The organism is Saccharothrix mutabilis subsp. mutabilis, assembly GCF_039521145.1.
GTDB lineage: Bacteria > Actinomycetota > Actinomycetes > Mycobacteriales > Pseudonocardiaceae > Actinosynnema > Actinosynnema mutabilis.
Genome location: NZ_BAAABU010000002.1, coordinates 116,914 through 132,273 on the forward strand (window position 1 = coordinate 116,914; position 15,360 = coordinate 132,273).

Below are 15,360 nucleotides of genomic sequence, written 5' to 3' on the forward strand. Positions count from 1 at the left end.
GTCACGGACCGTGGCGTGCGAGGATTGCGGAGTGTCCACGGAGCTTGTGATCTGGATCGTCGTCGTTGTCGCGGCCCTGCTCGCGGTCGCCCTCGTCACCGGCGTCGTGCTGTCCCGGAAGCGGCGGATCAGCCTCGCCGAACCCGAGGAGGACAAGCCGGCCGTCAAGGGCTACCAGGCCGGTTCGGGGGTGACCTTCGCACCCAGGACGACCGAGCCGAAACCCGCGGACACCAAGCCGGCCGAACCGGTCGAGCGCGAACCCGCCGAGCGCAAGGCGGCCGAACCCGCCGAGCGCGAGCCTGCTGACCGGGAGCCGGTCGAGGCGGAGCGCGCCGCCGAGCCCACCGCAGCCGAGCCCACCGCAGCCGAGCCCACCGCAGCCGAGCCCACGGCAGCCGAGCCCACCGCAGCCGAGCCCGCCGCGGTCGAGCCCACTGCGGCCGAGCCGACCGGCGCGAGCCCCGCCCGGCCCGTCGACGAGGCCCCCACCCCGCCCCTGGACACCGCGACCCCGACCACGCCGTCCGACACCGCCCCGGTCGAGCACCCCGTCGCCGACCGCACCGAGGTCGACGGCCAGCCGGGCGTGGGCGACGACGCCAGCGTCCCCCGCGACTCCGTCAAGCGCGGGTTCGTGGACGTGGACCTGCCGGTCGAGGCGTCCGAGATCGAGGAGATCGAGCCCACCGCCGGTCGCCTGGAACGGCTGCGCGGCAAGCTGTCCCGCTCCCGCTCGGCCTTCGGCCAGGGCCTGCTGGGCCTGCTCGGCGCGGGTGACCTGGACGAGGACTCGTGGACCGACGTCGAGGACACCCTGCTGCTGGCCGACCTCGGCGCGGCGGTGACCGACCAGGTCGTCACCAACCTGCGTGAGCGCATCGCGAGCCGTGGCGTGCGCACCTCCGACGACGCCCGCGCGTTGCTGCGGGAGGTCCTCATCGAGGCGCTGCACCCGGAGCTGGACCGCAACGTCCACGCGCTGCCGCACTCGGGCAAGCCCGCCGTCGTGCTCGTGGTCGGCGTCAACGGCGTCGGCAAGACCACCACCACCGGCAAGCTGGCCCGCGTGCTGGTCGCCGACGGCCGCACGGTGCTGCTGGGCGCGGCGGACACGTTCCGCGCCGCCGCCGCCGACCAGTTGGAGACCTGGGGTTCGCGTGTCGGCGCGGCGACCGTGCGCGGCGCGGAGGGTGCGGACCCGGCGTCGGTCGCGTTCGAGGCGGTCAAGCAGGGCGTGGCGAAGGGCGTCGACACGGTGCTGGTCGACACCGCCGGCCGCCTGCACACCAAGACCGGCCTGATGGACGAGCTGGGCAAGGTCAAGCGCGTCGTGGAGAAGCAGGCCGAGGTGGACGAGGTCCTGCTGGTCCTCGACGCCACCACCGGCCAGAACGGCCTGACCCAGGCCCGCGTGTTCGCCGACGTGGTGGACGTGACCGGCATCGTGCTGACCAAGCTGGACGGCACGGCCAAGGGCGGCATCGTCTTCCAGGTCCAGCGGGAGCTTGGCGTGCCGGTCAAGCTCGTCGGCCTGGGCGAGGGCGCCGACCACCTGGCCCCGTTCGAGCCGGCCGCGTTCGTCGACGCCCTCCTGGGTTAGGCCCTCACGGGCAGTGGTGCCAGCACTCCTTGACCTCCCGGCGCTCCGGGAAGACGTGGTAGTGCAACGGTTCCAACGCCGACCGCACGACGTACGGCCGACCCGCGGGCGGCGGCTGCGGCACGACGTACCGCAGCCGCCCGCTCTCGGGCGCCCGCCAGTCGTCGCGGTTGGTGGCGCGGACCCGCGCGCCGGGGTAGGCGCGGCGGTACCGCGCGATCAGGTCCACCAGCCACTGCACCCGGTCCGCGGCGGGGTCCGCCGGCACGGGGTCCAGCCGGGACCCGTCGGACCAGCGGCCCACCACCTGGCGGTCGTCCCAGTGCAGGGTCAGCGTGCGTCCCTCGTAAGTCACGCGGGAGATCTTGACCGTTGGACGCGCACCCGGCACGCCGGGGTCGCTCGATGGTGGGAACCGTGCGGTGTCAGTCGCGCAGCTTCGCCAGCAGCGGCCCGAGTTCGCGGTCGCCGGTGACCGTGCCGAACGCGTCGCTCAGCGCCGCTTCGTAGACGGGCAGCGCCTCCGCGAGCACCGCGCGCCCCAGTTCGGTGATGCCCGTGTAGACGCGCCGCCGGTCGCGCTCGCAGTGGCGGCGCTCGGTCAGCCCGGTCCGTTCCAGGCGCACGACGAGCCGGCTGACCGAGCTCTGGTTGAGCTGGGTGACCTCTTCCAGTTCCTGCATGTGCAGCTCGCCCAGTTCGGCGTTGGCGAGGGCGACGAGGGCGAGGAACTCGGAGAACCCGATGTCGGCGCGCCGTTGCAGGACCTTCTGCATGGCGCCGCCGACCCGGGCGTGCAGCGCGGACAGCCGGGTCCAGAGCCGCCCGTCGCTGGAGAGGGCCACCGCGTGGTCCGAAGCGTCCGGCATGGTGGCCCTCCCGTTTCTATGGCCGTACATACATATGTTAGCTGGCCGGCGCCGCGCGTGACGTGAGCTTGAGACCGACCACGCCGCCGATGATGAGGAGGAAGCACAGGACCTTCGGCGCGGACAGCGACTCGTGGAAGACGATGCTGCCGAACACGACCGTGCCCACCGAGCCGATGCCGGTCCAGACGGTGTAGCCGACGCCCACGTCGAGGGTCTTCACGGCGAGGCTGAGGAAGAAGATGCCGCCGGCCGCGGCGACGATGGTGGTGATCGACCACCAGAGGTGGGTGAACCCGTTGGAGCCGTTGGTGCCGAGGGCGAAGACGACCTCGAACACGGCGGCGATCAGCAGGTAGGTCCAGGCGCGCTTGTGGTTGTGCATCTTTGCTCTGCTTCCGGTTCGGGGGCTGTCGGGTTCGGGGGCTGTGGGGTTCGGGGGGCTGTCGGATTCAGGCGCCGGCCGCGACGCGGAGGCCGACGACGCCGAGGATGATCACGCCGAAGCACACGGCGCGGGCGGCGGTCAGGCGTTCCTTGAACAGGAACGCGCCGATGACGACCGTGCCGATCGACCCGATGCCGGTCCAGATCGTGTAGCCGACGCCGACGTCCAGCGTGCGGAGCGCCAGGCTGAGGAAGAAGATCCCGCCCGCTGCCGCGACGAGCGTCACCACCGAGGGGAGCGGGCGGGTGAAGCCGTTGGCGGCTCGTGCGCCGAGGGCGAAGACGATCTCGAAGACGGTGGCGATGGCGAGGTGGAGCCAGTGCATGGGTCGACCTTCCGGTGTGACGAGTGCATGTGCATTAACTGTATGCGCATGAATATAACTCGGTCAACGGAGACCCACGCCACACGGTCCGCCGCGCGTCCGATTGCGTAGTTGACCGGTCGTCTACTTCGCCGTTGTATTAGTTGACCGGTCGTCTATTTGTGGGCGGACCGCAGTAATGGGCGGCTGTCCTGCTGCTCAGGCGAGTGCGGACTGGGCGGACAGGCGCTTCGCGATGGCCAGGACCTCCGGCAGGATGCGGTCCACGGCTTCCTTCGTCAGCCGACCCTCCGGGCCCGACACCGACACCGCCGCAAGGGTCGGCGCGCCCACCAGCGGCACGGCGATGCAGCGCACGCCCAACTCCTGCTCGCTCTCGTCCAGCGCGTACCCCCGCTCCGCGATCCGGTCCAGCGAAGCCAGCAGCTCCTCCGCGTCGGTGATCGTGTTCGGCGTGTAAGCCGGCAACCCGGTCCGCCCCAGCAACGCCCGCACCTCGTCCCGCGGCAGCTGCGACAGGATCGCCTTCCCGACCCCGGTTCCGTGCGGCAGCAGGCGGCGGCCCACCTCGGTGAACATCCGCATCGAGTGCCGCGACGGCACCTGCGCCACGTACACGACCTCGTCGCCGTCCAGCACCGCCAGGTTCGCCGTCTCCTCGACCTGGTCGACCAGCGCCGCCAGGAACGGCCGCGCCCACGTGCCGAACTGCCGGGACGCGCTCTCCCCGAGCCGGATGAGCCGCGACCCCAGGGTGTAGCGCCGGTTGCTGTTCTGCCGCACGTACCCCAGCGTGACCAGGGTGCGGATCAACCGGTGGATCGTCGGCAGCGGCAACCCCGACGTCGTCGCCAGTTCCGACAGGCTCGCCTCGCCGCCCGCGTCGGCGAGCCGTTCCAGCAGGTCGAAGGCACGCTGGAGGGACTGCACGCCACCCGAGGACTCCCGTGCCATCTCGACCAACCCTCCGTTGCCGTTCCGCGATGCGATAACTATAGTCCGCGAAGTAGAAATCAGCGCCAGGAAGGTGGGAACCATGTCCGGTATCCGCGTGCTCGGCGGCGAGGTCGAGCGCGGCGAGCAGATCCTGACCCCGGACGCGCTGGACTTCGTCGCCGGCCTGCACCGCGCCTTCGCCGCCACCCGGGACGAGCTGGTCGCCAGGCGCGCCGACCGCCGGCCGCTGGGCTTCCTCGACGAGACCGCGCACATCCGCGCGTCCGACTGGCGGGTGGCGGAGGCCCCGGAGCCGCTGCGCGACCGCCGCGTCGAGATCACCGGCCCCACCGAGCGCAAGATGACGATCAACGCCCTCAACTCCGGCGCCAAGGTGTGGCTCGCCGACCTGGAGGACGCCAACACCCCGCACTGGCACAACGTCGTCTCCGGCCAGGTCAACCTCTACGACGCCGCCCGCGGCACGATCGACCACCAGTCGCCCGAGGGCAAGTACTACTCCCTCAAGGAGGGCGACCACCCGACGATCGTGGTCCGGCCCCGCGGCTGGCACCTGCCCGAGCGGCACATCGAGGTCGACGGCCGGCCCGCCGTCGGCGCGCTGGTGGACTTCGGCCTGCACTTCTTCCACAACGCCTCGCTCGGCCGGCCGTACTACTACCTGCCGAAGATGGAGAGCCACCTGGAAGCCCGCCTGTGGAACGACGTCTTCACCGCCGCGCAGGCCGAGCTGGGCGTCCCGCACGGCACGATCCGCGCCACCGTCCTGATCGAGACGATCCCCGCCGCGTTCCAGATGGAGGAGATCCTCTACGAACTGCGCGACCACGCCTCGGGCCTGAACGCCGGCCGCTGGGACTACCTGTTCAGCATCATCAAGTACTTCCGCGACGCGGGCGCCGACTACGTGCTGCCCGACCGCAACAGCATCACCATGACGGCCCCGTTCATGCGCGCCTACACCGAACTGCTCGTGCGCACCTGCCACAAGCGGGGCGCGTTCGCGATCGGCGGCATGGCCGCGTTCATCCCCAACCGTCGCGACCCCGAGGTCACCGAACAGGCGCTGGCGAAGGTCCGCGACGACAAGACCCGCGAGTCCGACGACGGTTTCGACGGCAGCTGGGTCGCCCACCCCGACCTGGTCCCGGTGTGCCGGGAGATCTTCGACGCCAGGCTGGGCGACCAGCCCAACCAGCTCGCCAACCTCCGCGAGGACGTCTCGGTGCGGGCCGAGGACCTGCTCGACTTCGGGTCCGCCGGCGGCCACGCCACCCGCGCCGGCCTGGAGAGTGCCGTGGACGTGGGCGTGCGCTACCTGCTGTCGTGGCTCGCGGGTAACGGCGCGGCGGCGATCCACAACCTGATGGAGGACGCGGCCACCGCCGAGATCTCCCGGTCGCAGATCTGGCAGTGGGTGCACAACGGGGTCGTGCTGGACGACGGCACGCCGGTCACCGCCGACCTCGTCCGCTCGGTCCTCGCCGACACCCGGGCCAAGCTCGACGGCGACCACCTCGACCTGGCGGTGGAGCTGTTCGAGCAGGTGGCGCTGGCCGACGACTTCGTGGACTTCCTGACGCTGCCCGCCTACGAGCGGATCTGACGTGCCGCGGACGTCCCTGGACCCGGCGGCGGTCGCGGCGCTCACCGCGCGGCTGTCCGCCGTGGACCCGCGCTCGCCGTCGGGTCGCCAGCCGGTGCACACGTGCTACGTGCCGGCGGACCGCGTGCACGCCTCCACCCCCGCCGAGTGGGGCGCGCAAGCGCTTGCGGCACTGGAGAAGTACTCGCCGAAGGACTTCGCCGCGCTCTTGGGCGTGCCCGAGGACCTGTACGGGCGCGTCCGGGCGAAGCTCGAAGCGGAACCGGTGGAGGACCTGCGGATCGACTTCGAGGACGGCTACGGCGTCCGGCCAACCGAGGACGCCGAGGACGCCGACGCCGAGCGCACCGCCCTGGTCGTCCGCGACTGGGTGGCCGCGGGCCGTGCGCCGAGCCGGTTCGGCCTGCGCATGAAGTCCTTCGACACCAGGGCACTCCTGGAACGCGGCCTCCGCACCCTCGACGTCTTCGTCACCACCCTGGGCGAGGTGCCGCCGGGTTTCGTGGTCACGTTCCCGAAGGTGACCTCCGTGGCGCAGGTCGAGGTCTTCACCGACGTCCTCGACCTGCTCGGCGCGGACCTCCGCTTCGAGATCCAGATCGAGACCACGCAGTCCATTGTGGACACCAAGGGTCGCCTGACCGTCCCGCGGCTCATCGAGGCCGGCCGGGGACGCGTCACCGCCCTGCACTTCGGCACCTACGACTACACGGCGAGCTGCGGCCTGGGTGCCGCGCACCAGCACCTGGCGCACGGGGCGTGCGACTTCGCCCGCAACGTCATGCAGGTGTCGGCGGCCGGCCACGGCGTGGAATTGTCCGACGGTTCCACCAACGTCCTGCCCACCGGGGACAACGTCGAACACGGCTGGCGCACGCACTACGCGCTGGTCCGCCGCTCGCTGGCGCACGGCTTCTACCAGGGCTGGGACCTCCACCCGGCGCAACTGGTGACCCGTTACGCCGCCGTGTACGCGTACTACCGCGAAACCCTGGAGGCGGAAGCCGAGCGGCTGAAGGCATATGTCGACAAAGCGGGCGGGGCGGTCCTGGACGAACCCGCCACCGCCCAGGCCCTGTCCACGTCGTTCCTGCGCGCCCTGGACTGCGGGGCGGTGGACCAGGCCGAACTCCACGCCCTGACCGGTCTGGCCCTGTCCGACCTGCGCGCCCTGGCCCGCCGAACGCCCTGACCGACGCCGGCCGACGAGCAGGACCGCCACGGACGGCCTCCTGCGAGTCGGTGCGGGGAGGGTCGGTCAGAACGCCGGCAGCGAGTACCAGGCCTGGCCGGGGTCTTCGGCGTCGTCGCGCAGGACCGTGCCCTCGATCAGCCCGTACGGCCGGTCCGCCGCGTAGAACACCTCGTTGTCGTTCTCCAGCCCGAACGGCGAGAGGTCCACGACGAAGTGGTGCTTGTTCGGCATCGACAGCCGCACCTCCGCGACCTCCGGCCGTTCCTCCAGCACCGCCTCGCCCATGGCGTACAGCGTCTGCTGCAACGACAGCGAGTGCTTGGCCGCGAACGTCCGCAGCAGGACGGCCCGGATCTCCGCGAAGCTCTTCGCCCAGTCGATCCCGCTGCCCTGGTAGCGCCAGCGCGCGGTCACCGACGTGGCCAGGATGCGGTCGGTGACCTCCTTCAGGGTCGTGTACTTGTCGCGCGGGTAGCCGTGGAACTCCGAGCCCGTGGACTTCAGGACCACCAGGTCCTTCAGGCCCGACACGACCCAGGCCTGGTCGCCCTCCACCGTGACCGCGGTCGTCCGCTTCTCGTTCGAGCCTTGCACGAACGAGTGGTCGTTCTCCTCGATCCGGTTCCACGAGTGCTCGTCGATGAGGACGCGAGCGCCCGTGATGGCTTCCTGCGAGGACACGAAGTGGCGGCCGAGGCGCAGCGCGAAGTCCTCGATCTCGCCGACCGGGGCCTCCTTGGCGAAGGCGTAGACGGTGTTCTTCTGCGTGTCGGTGGCCAGGACCGCGGCGTTGTCGCCGGTCAGGTGGGTCTCGGCGAGGTCGCCGCGCAGTGAGGTGCTGACCGTCAGGTCCTTGATGGTGTGCACATCGCCGTCGCGGGTCACGGTGACGAGCCGGTTCTCCGCTTTGCCGTACTGGTTCGGGCCCAAGACGATGGCCATCGGTCAGCTCCCTTGCGTTTCGTGGGGGTGGAGCACCTTCCGCAGGCGCAGTGCGGCGATCTTGCGCAGCTCGCCGTTGACCACGCGCGTCTCGGTGCGCGGGTCGTTGGCCATGCGCGCGGCCAGGTCGTCCAACATCCGCTCGCCGCTCAGGCCGGTGGCGCACACCAGGTAGATGTGCCCGAACCGCTCCTCATACGCGGCGTTGGCCGCCTTGAGTCGGTCCGCGAGCGATTCGGCCACGCCGGACTGCTCGGCCGCCGACCACCGGGCGGACACGCCGCCGTGCTTGGCCTTCTCGCCGATGCGCGGGTGGCCCGCGATGGCGGCGCGCACCTCGTCGTCGGTGAGGGACGCGGCGTCGTCGGCGGCGGCGAGGAGCGCTTCCTCGCTCGCGTACGGGCGGCCGGCGAGGACGGCCTCGACCCACCGCGGCACGGCGAGGCATTCGGTGAGCAGCGGGCGGAGCTGCTCGGCCGGTGCGGAGTTGAACCCTTGCAGATCGGTCACCAGGGGCTCCCTTTTTCTGTATCGCGGAAACTCATTTCCGCCATAAGGGACGGTACGAGCGGCCTCCGAGCGTGTCAACAGTCTTGCGCCGGTCCGCGAGCCGTGCCTACTCTCTCGATGTACGGAAGATAGCTTCCGCATTGTGGAAGGAAGCCGAGAGATGCGGTACGACGTCAACCTGTCGATCCTGTTCACCGACCTGCCGGTGCTGGAACGGCCCGCCGCTGCGAGGAAGGCCGGGTTCGACGCGGTCGAGTTCTGGTGGCCGTTCGCCGAGGCCGTGCCCCCGACGGGCGAACTCGACGCGTTCGAGGCGGCGGTCCGGGACGCGGGCGTACGCCTGGTCGGCCTGAACTTCTTCGCGGGCGACCTGCCCGCCGGCGACCGGGGCCTGGTGGCGTGGCCCGGCCGCGAGGCGGAGTTCCGGGCGAACGTGGAGGTCGCGGTGGGCCTCGCCGACCGCCTCGGCTGCCGCACCCTCAACGCGCTGCACGGCTGTTTCCCGACCACCCCGGCGGCCCTGGAGAACCTCCGCCACGCCGCCGACGTCGCCGCCGAGATCGGCGCGACCGTGGTCGTCGAACCCCTCTCGGGCGCGCCGGACCACCCGCTGCGCACCGCGGCGGACGCGCTGGCCGTGCTCGACGCGGCGGGCCGCGACAACCTCGCCCTGCTCGCCGACCTCTACCACCTCGCCGTCAACGGCGACGACCTCGACGCCCTCACCGCGCACGTCGACCGCATCGGGCACGTCCAGATCGCCGACGCGCCCGGCCGCGGCGAGCCCGGCACCGGTGACCTCGACCTGTCGGGGCTGCTCGCGAAGCTCGACGCCGGCGGCTACGAGGGCTTCGTCGGCTTGGAGTACAAGGCGACGGTCTTCCGCGACGGCGTCCCCGACTTCGACTGGCTGTTCGGACCTAAGGACTACGCATGAGCAGGATCGGATTCATCGGGCTGGGCATCATGGGCACGCCCATGGCCGGCCACCTCGTCGCCGCCGGCCACGACGTGACGGGCTTCGACCTCAACCCCGACGCCCTGGCCAAGCTCACCGCGGCGGGCGGCACGGCGGCCGCCGACGTAACCGCGGCGGCCCGCGGCGCGGACGTCGTCATCACCATGCTGCCCAACCACCCGCAGGTGGAGGACGTCGTCCTGGGCACCGTGCTCGACGTCGTCGCCGAAGGCACGCTCCTGATCGACATGAGCACCATCCGCCCCGAGACCTCGCTGGCCGTTGCCGAAGCCGCCGCCAAGAAGGGTGTGCGGGTCCTGGACGCCCCGGTGTCCGGCGGCGAGACCGGTGCCAAGCAGGCCACGCTGTCGATCATGGTCGGCGGCGACGAGGCCGACTTCGCGGCGGCCCGGCCGATCTTCGAGGTGCTCGGCAAGACCGTCGTGCACGTGGGTCCGCACGGCGCGGGCCAGGTCGTGAAGGCGGCCAACCAGCTCATGGTCGGCGGCATCTACGCGCTGGTCGCGGAGGCCATCGTGCTGCTGGAGGCGTCCGGTGTGGACGCCAAGGCCGGCTTGGACGTGCTCGCCGGCGGCTTGGCCGCCAACCGCGTCCTGGACCTCAAGCGGGAGAGCATGGTCGCCCGCGAGTTCCAGCCGGGCTTCCGGATCGACCTGCACCACAAGGACATGGGCATCGCGCTGGCCGCCGCCCGCCAGGTCGACGTCGCGCTGCCCGTCACGGGCCTCATCGCCCAGCTCATCGCGTCCGCGCGCGCCCGGGGGTACGGCTCCCTGGACCACTCGGCGCTGCTCAAGGTCATCGAGAACTTCGCAGGGAGGGCCTGATGGCCAGGGTTCCCGTCATGCAGGCGGTCGTCGACGTCCTCAAGTCCGAGGGCATCGACACCGTGTTCGGCTGCCCCGGCGCGGCCATCCTCCCGCTCTACAAGGCGCTGGAGACCGACGGCACGATCGAGCACCTGATCGTCCGCCACGAGGAGGGCGCCACGCACATGGCCGACGGGTGGTCCCGCACCACCGGCAACGTCGGCGTCGCGATCGGCACCTCCGGCCCGGCTGGCACCAACATGATCACCGGCCTCTACACCGCGCAGGCCGACTCCGTGCCGATCCTGTGCGTCACCGGCCAGGCGGCGACCTCCAAGCTGCACCAGGAGGCGTTCCAGGCGGTGGACATCGTGGCCATCGCCGCGCCGGTCACCAAGTGGGCGGTCCAGGTCAAGGAGGCCGCGCAGGCGCCGTGGATCTTCCGCGAGGCCTTCCGGATCGCCCGCTCGGGCCGGCCCGGCCCGGTCCTCATCGACCTGCCGATCGACGTGCAGAAGCAGGAGATCGAGTGGGACGCGGCCATCGACGCCCCGCTGCCGGTCGCCAAGCCCGAACCGCACCCGGCCCGCGTCGAACGCGCGTTGGAGATGCTGCTGGCCGCCGAACGCCCGCTGCTGCTCGCGGGCGGCGGCGTGATCCTCGCCGAGGCGGGGGAGCAGTTGCGGGCCCTGGCCGAGCACCTCCAGGTCCCGGTCCAGGCGACGCTGATGGGCAAGGGCGCGATCGACGAGGACCACCCGCTGTACGCGGGCATGACCGGCATCCAGACCTCCCAGCGCTACGGCAACGCCTCCTTCCTGGAATCGGACCTCGTGCTGGCGCTGGGCGCGCGGTTCGGCGACCGGCACACCGGCGACCTGGCCACCTACCGGGGCGAGCGCAAGTTCATCCACGTGGACGTCGAGCCGACCCAGATCGGCAAGGTGTTCGGGCCGGACCTCGGTGTCGTGGCGGACGTGAAGCTGTTCCTGCAAGCGCTTCTGAAGCTCGCTCGCGAACGCGCGGCGGCGCGGCCCAACGCGTGGACCGAACGGTGCGCCGAGTTGAAGCGGACCCTGTTGCGGCGCGAGGACTTCGACACCGTCCCCGTGAAGGCTCCCCGGGTCTTCAAGGAGATCAACGAGTTCTACGGGCCGGACACGTACTTCGTCACCGCCATCGGGCTGTACCAGATCTGGTCGGGCCAGCACCAGAAAGCGCACAAGCCGCGGCACTACCAGGTGTGCGGCCAGGCCGGTCCGCTCGGCTGGGAGATCCCGGCGGCGATCGGCGTGAAGAAGGCGCTCAAGAACTCCGAGCCGGACGCCGAGGTGGTCGGCATCGTCGGCGACTACTCGTTCCAGTTCCTGGTCGAGGAGTTGGCCGTGGGCGCGCAGTACGACGTCCCGTTCGTGCTGATCATGCTGAACAACGAGTACCTGGGCCTGATCCGGATGGCCGAGGACCACGGCGGCTACGACATGGAGTACGAGGTGGACATCCACTACGACACCAACGGCTCGGACAACGTCAAGATCATGGAGGCCTACGGGTGCTCCGGCACGCGGGTCACCGAACCGGGCCGCATCCGGGAGTCGCTGGAGTGGGCCCGCAAGGAGGCCGAGCGCACCAGCCGGCCGGTCCTGGTCGAGATCATGATCGAGCGCGAGGGCAACACCGCCAACGGCACGTCCATCGCGGCGATGCGCGAGTACGAGCCGCTGCCCTGATGAGCCACGTCGTCGTCGCGCCCGACAAGTTCAAGGGGACGCTGTCCGCCCCGCGGGTCGCCGCCGCGGTCGAGCGCGGCCTGCGGGAGGCGGTCCCGGGCCTGGCGGTGCGCAGCCTGCCGGTGGCCGACGGCGGTGACGGCACGGTCGACGCCGCCGTGGCCGCCGGCTTCCTGCGGGTCGGTCGGTGGGTGACCGGCCCGGTGGGCAAGCCGGTGGCGGCGAGCTTCGCCGTGCGCGGCGCGACCGCCGTGGTCGAGGTGGCGTCGGCGGCGGGCCTGGCGCTGCTCGACGAGCCGGCCCCGCTGACGGCCACCAGCCGGGGTGTGGGTGAACTCCTGGTCAGCGCGCTGGACTCGGGCGCCCGGCGGATCGTGCTCGGGGTCGGCGGCAGCGCGTGCACCGACGGCGGTCGCGGGATGCTCGAAGCCATCGGCGACCGCGACTTCGCCGACGTGGAAGTGGTGCTGGCCGGCGACGTGGACAACCCGCTGCTCGGGCCGTCGGGCGCGGCGGCGGTGTACGGGCCGCAGAAGGGGGCCACGCCCGAGCAGGTCGAGGTGTTGGAGGAGCGGTTGGCGCGGTACGCCCGCGAGATCGGGCCGGAGTACGTCGACGTGCCGGGCGCGGGCGCGGCCGGCGGCATCGGGTTCGCCGCGCTGGCCGTGCTGGGCGCGTCCCGGCGGCCCGGCATCGAGGTGGTGCTGGAGCTGGTGGGGTTCGCCGAGGCGGTCGCCGGAGCCCGGCTGGTGGTCACCGGCGAGGGGTCGCTGGACGCCCAGACCCGCCACGGCAAGGCGCCGGCGGGGGTGGCGTCGGCGGCGGGGTCCGTGCCCACCGTCGCCGTCGCCGGCCGGACCTCCGTCGACCCCGCCGAGCTGGGCCTGCGCGCCGCGTACGCGCTGCTGGACGTGGAGCCCGACCTGACCCGCTGCCTGGCCGAGCCGGAGCCGCTGCTGGAGCGGTTGGCCGGTCGCATCGCCGCCGACTGGCTGGGAGAGTGACCCGCATGGACCTGGTGTTCCGCGCGAGCAGGGTGATCACGCCGCAGGGCGAGCGGGCGGCCGACGTCGGCGTCCGGGACGGTCGGATCGCGGCCGTCACCGGGCCCGACGAGCTGTCCGGCGACCGGGTGGTGGAACTGGCCGACGACGAGGTGCTGCTGCCCGGTCTGGTGGACACGCACGTCCACGTCAACGACCCGGGCCGCAGCGACTGGGAGGGGTTCCCGACCGCGACCCGCGCGGCGGCGGCCGGCGGCGTGACGACCATCGTGGACATGCCGCTCAACAGCCTGCCGCCGACCACGTCGGTGGCCGCGCTGGAGGTCAAGCGCGAGGCGGCCGAGGGCAACGCGCACGTGGACGTCGGGTTCTGGGGCGGGATCGTGCCCGGCAACGCGGCCGACCTGGTGCCGCTGCACGAGGCGGGGGTGTTCGGGTTCAAGTGCTTCCTGATCCACTCCGGCGTGGACGAGTTCCCGCACGTCGAGGACGACGAGCTGCGGGCGGCGCTGCGCGAGCTGCGGACCGTGGACGCGTTGGCGATCGTGCACGCCGAGCACCCGGGCCACGTGACCGAGTCCGGTCCCGGCTACCGCGACTTCCTGGCGTCCCGGCCGCACCACGCCGAGGGGCAGGCGATCAGCGGCCTCCTGGCGGCGGCCCGCGAGACCGACGCCCGCGTCCACGTGCTGCACCTGTCCAGCGGGGAGGCGTTGCCCGCGCTGCGGGAGGCCCGCGCTTCCGGGCTGCGCGTGACGGCCGAGACGTGCCCGCACTACCTGACCTTCGTCGCGGAGGAGATCGGCGACCGGGCCACGCACTTCAAGTGCTGCCCGCCGATCCGCGACGCGGCCAACCGCGAGCTGCTGTGGCGGGGGCTCGCGGACGGGCTGGTGGACCTGGTCGTCAGCGACCACTCGCCGTGCACGCCGGAGTTGAAGGAGGGCGACTTCGCCACCGCGTGGGGCGGGATCGCGAGCCTGCAACTGGGCCTGCCGGCCGTGTGGACGCAGGCCCGGCAGCGCGGCCACGCCCTCACCGACGTGGTCCGCTGGATGGCCACCGCCCCGGCCGACCTGGTCGGGCTGACCCGCAAGGGCGCGATCGCACCCGGTCGCGACGCCGACTTCGCCGTGTTCGCGCCGGACGACGCCTTCGTCGTGGACCGCGCGAAGCTGCACCACCGCAACCCCGTCACGCCCTACCACGGCCGCCCGCTGGCGGGGGTCGTGCGGCAGACGTGGTTGCGGGGCAACAGGATCACCGGAGACCGGCCCACCGGCCGGCTGCTGAGCAGAGGAGACGCATGACACCCACCTGGACCCGGCTGCCCGACCTGGCCTCCCGCGCGGTCGGCGGGAGCGTGGTGTGGGCCAACGACGAGCTGTTCGCCGAGCGGGAGAACCTGATCACCCCGGCGGAGGCCGAGTACCGGCCCCACACGTTCGGCCACAAGGGGCAGGTCTACGACGGGTGGGAGACCCGGCGGCGTCGGGAGCCGGGTTCGGACAGCGCCGTGGTGCGGCTGGGGATGCCCGGCGTGGTGCGCGGGGTCGTGGTGGACACGGCGTGGTTCAAGGGCAACTACCCGCCGTTCGCGAGCGTCGAGGGCACGCACGCGCCGGGCTACCCGAGCCCGGACGAGCTGACCGACTGGGAGCCGCTCGTGCCCAGGTCGCCCCTCGGCGGCGACCGGAAGCACTACTTCGACGTGGACGTGGAACGCCGGTGCACGCACGTCCGCCTGACCATCCACCCGGACGGCGGCGTGGCCCGCCTGCGGGTGCACGGCTCCCCCGTACCCGACCCGGCGCTGCTGGTCCCGGGCGCTCTCGACCTGGCCGCGCTGGAGAACGGCGCGGCGGTCGCCGGGTGCAGCAACGACTTCTTCGGCCGTCCCGGCAACCTGATCTCCCCCGGCGACGCGGCCTCGATGGGCGAGGGCTGGGAGACCGCCCGCCGCCGGGAAGAGGGCAACGAGTGGGTGGAGATCGCCCTCGCCGCGCCCGGTGTCGTACACCTCGCGGAACTGGACACCACCCACTTCAAGGGCAACGCGCCGGGCTGGGCGTCCGTGCGCGGCCGGGACGCCCGCAAGGACCCGGCCGAGTGGTTCGACCTGCTCCCGCTCACCCGCCTGCAACCCGACACGCGGCACCGCTTCCGCGTGGAGGGCCCGGAAGCCACGCACGCGCGCCTCGACATCCACCCGGACGGCGGTATGGCCCGGATGCGGCTGTTCGGCTCCCTGACCGCCACGGGCCTCGACCAGCTCACCGCCCGGTACGACGAACTCACCCGTTAGTGCGCGGTTGTCAGCCTTCGGGCTGACGCCGTCTGCGACTTCAGTCGGTTGTGCGCCAGTTCACGCCCCTGAAAGCCT

The 15,360-nt window shown here is 72.0% G+C and carries 16 protein-coding genes; 9 read left to right on the plus strand and 7 right to left on the minus strand.

The genetic code is table 11. The features are described 5' to 3' along the window. Positions 1–31: 31 nt before the first annotated feature. Positions 32–1,603: a signal recognition particle-docking protein FtsY gene (gene ftsY, locus ABD126_RS04315; protein WP_343932311.1), complete on the plus strand. Its 1,572-nt coding sequence runs from the start codon at positions 32–34 to the stop codon at positions 1,601–1,603. A gap of 4 nt (positions 1,604–1,607) precedes the next feature. Here the strand turns inward: ftsY and ABD126_RS04320 are convergent, their stop codons facing one another. From ABD126_RS04320 to ABD126_RS04340, 5 genes are all read right to left on the minus strand, one after another. After that, positions 1,608–1,958 carry a hypothetical protein gene (locus ABD126_RS04320; protein ID WP_343932312.1) on the minus strand — a complete coding sequence of 117 codons (351 nt, stop codon included), beginning with the start codon at positions 1,956–1,958 and terminating at the stop codon, positions 1,608–1,610. A gap of 70 nt (positions 1,959–2,028) precedes the next feature. Continuing rightward, positions 2,029–2,472 (minus strand): MarR family winged helix-turn-helix transcriptional regulator, encoded by a 444-nt coding sequence (locus ABD126_RS04325; RefSeq protein ID WP_343932313.1) that lies wholly within the window; start codon positions 2,470–2,472, stop codon positions 2,029–2,031. A gap of 37 nt (positions 2,473–2,509) precedes the next feature. Next, a complete protein-coding gene (locus tag ABD126_RS04330) occupies positions 2,510–2,857 on the minus strand; it encodes a DMT family transporter (RefSeq protein ID WP_343932314.1) in 348 nt (115 codons plus the stop codon). Positions 2,858–2,924: 67 nt separating this feature from the next. Continuing rightward, positions 2,925–3,245, minus strand: a complete 321-nt coding sequence (locus ABD126_RS04335) for a DMT family transporter (RefSeq protein WP_343932315.1) — start codon at positions 3,243–3,245, stop codon at positions 2,925–2,927. Positions 3,246–3,443: 198 nt separating this feature from the next. Then, a complete protein-coding gene (locus tag ABD126_RS04340; RefSeq protein WP_343932316.1) occupies positions 3,444–4,199 on the minus strand; it encodes an IclR family transcriptional regulator in 756 nt (251 codons plus the stop codon). Positions 4,200–4,281: 82 nt separating this feature from the next. Here ABD126_RS04340 and aceB point away from each other — a divergent pair, with 82 nt between their 5' ends. Together aceB and ABD126_RS04350 are read left to right on the plus strand one after the other, a co-directional pair. Beyond that, a complete protein-coding gene (aceB, locus tag ABD126_RS04345; RefSeq protein ID WP_343932317.1) occupies positions 4,282–5,808 on the plus strand; it encodes a malate synthase A in 1,527 nt (508 codons plus the stop codon). 1 nt (position 5,809) lies between these two features. Next, the gene (locus ABD126_RS04350) at positions 5,810–7,000 is read left to right on the plus strand and encodes a DUF6986 family protein (RefSeq protein ID WP_343932318.1); all 1,191 of its coding nucleotides are present in this window, start codon (positions 5,810–5,812) and stop codon (positions 6,998–7,000) included. 66 nt (positions 7,001–7,066) lie between these two features. On the opposite strand, the gene pucL is transcribed toward ABD126_RS04350, so the two are convergent. After that, positions 7,067–7,945 (minus strand): factor-independent urate hydroxylase, encoded by an 879-nt coding sequence (pucL, locus tag ABD126_RS04355; RefSeq protein ID WP_343932319.1) that lies wholly within the window; start codon positions 7,943–7,945, stop codon positions 7,067–7,069. Between the two features lie 3 nt (positions 7,946–7,948). After that, on the minus strand, positions 7,949–8,458 hold the full coding sequence (uraD, locus tag ABD126_RS04360) for a 2-oxo-4-hydroxy-4-carboxy-5-ureidoimidazoline decarboxylase (protein ID WP_343932946.1): 510 nt from the start codon (positions 8,456–8,458) through the stop codon (positions 7,949–7,951). A 157-nt stretch (positions 8,459–8,615) separates the two neighbouring features. On the opposite strand from uraD, the gene ABD126_RS04365 reads away from it, so the two are divergent. From ABD126_RS04365 to alc, 6 genes are read left to right on the plus strand one after another with little or no spacing between them, the layout of a single operon-like run. Then, positions 8,616–9,392, plus strand: coding sequence for a hydroxypyruvate isomerase family protein (locus ABD126_RS04365; protein WP_343932320.1), 777 nt, complete (start codon positions 8,616–8,618; stop codon positions 9,390–9,392). Beyond that, on the plus strand, positions 9,389–10,261 hold the full coding sequence (locus tag ABD126_RS04370) for a 2-hydroxy-3-oxopropionate reductase (RefSeq protein WP_343932321.1): 873 nt from the start codon (positions 9,389–9,391) through the stop codon (positions 10,259–10,261). Before ABD126_RS04365 ends, ABD126_RS04370 begins: the two co-directional genes overlap by 4 nt. Next, positions 10,261–11,973, plus strand: a complete 1,713-nt coding sequence (gene gcl / locus ABD126_RS04375) for a glyoxylate carboligase (RefSeq protein ID WP_343932322.1) — start codon at positions 10,261–10,263, stop codon at positions 11,971–11,973. Before ABD126_RS04370 ends, gcl begins: the two co-directional genes overlap by 1 nt. Further along, the gene (locus tag ABD126_RS04380) at positions 11,973–12,977 is read left to right on the plus strand and encodes a glycerate kinase (protein ID WP_343932323.1); all 1,005 of its coding nucleotides are present in this window, start codon (positions 11,973–11,975) and stop codon (positions 12,975–12,977) included. Before gcl ends, ABD126_RS04380 begins: the two co-directional genes overlap by 1 nt. A gap of 5 nt (positions 12,978–12,982) precedes the next feature. Next, positions 12,983–14,287, plus strand: a complete 1,305-nt coding sequence (gene allB / locus ABD126_RS04385) for an allantoinase AllB (protein WP_343932324.1) — start codon at positions 12,983–12,985, stop codon at positions 14,285–14,287. Beyond that, complete coding sequence (alc, locus tag ABD126_RS04390; protein ID WP_343932325.1) at positions 14,284–15,282, plus strand: allantoicase; 999 nt, start codon at positions 14,284–14,286, stop codon at positions 15,280–15,282. The genes allB and alc overlap by 4 nt, the downstream gene beginning before the upstream one ends. Positions 15,283–15,360 lie beyond the last annotated feature (78 nt).

Bases quoted from the DNA above. Each gene is read 5' to 3' on its own strand.
- ABD126_RS04325 (WP_343932313.1), bottom strand. From the start codon at position 2,472: ATGCCGGACGCTTCGGACCACGCGGTGGCCCTCTCCAGCGACGGGCGG.
- ABD126_RS04330 (WP_343932314.1), bottom strand. From the start codon at position 2,857: ATGCACAACCACAAGCGCGCCTGGACCTACCTGCTGATCGCCGCCGTG.
- ABD126_RS04335 (WP_343932315.1), bottom strand. From the start codon at position 3,245: ATGCACTGGCTCCACCTCGCCATCGCCACCGTCTTCGAGATCGTCTTC.
- ABD126_RS04340 (WP_343932316.1), bottom strand. From the start codon at position 4,199: ATGGCACGGGAGTCCTCGGGTGGCGTGCAGTCCCTCCAGCGTGCCTTC.
- aceB (WP_343932317.1), top strand. From the start codon at position 4,282: ATGTCCGGTATCCGCGTGCTCGGCGGCGAGGTCGAGCGCGGCGAGCAG.
- pucL (WP_343932319.1), bottom strand. From the start codon at position 7,945: ATGGCCATCGTCTTGGGCCCGAACCAGTACGGCAAAGCGGAGAACCGG.
- ABD126_RS04365 (WP_343932320.1), top strand. From the start codon at position 8,616: ATGCGGTACGACGTCAACCTGTCGATCCTGTTCACCGACCTGCCGGTG.
- ABD126_RS04370 (WP_343932321.1), top strand. From the start codon at position 9,389: ATGAGCAGGATCGGATTCATCGGGCTGGGCATCATGGGCACGCCCATG.
- gcl (WP_343932322.1), top strand. From the start codon at position 10,261: ATGGCCAGGGTTCCCGTCATGCAGGCGGTCGTCGACGTCCTCAAGTCC.
- ABD126_RS04380 (WP_343932323.1), top strand. From the start codon at position 11,973: ATGAGCCACGTCGTCGTCGCGCCCGACAAGTTCAAGGGGACGCTGTCC.
- allB (WP_343932324.1), top strand. From the start codon at position 12,983: ATGGACCTGGTGTTCCGCGCGAGCAGGGTGATCACGCCGCAGGGCGAG.
- alc (WP_343932325.1), top strand. From the start codon at position 14,284: ATGACACCCACCTGGACCCGGCTGCCCGACCTGGCCTCCCGCGCGGTC.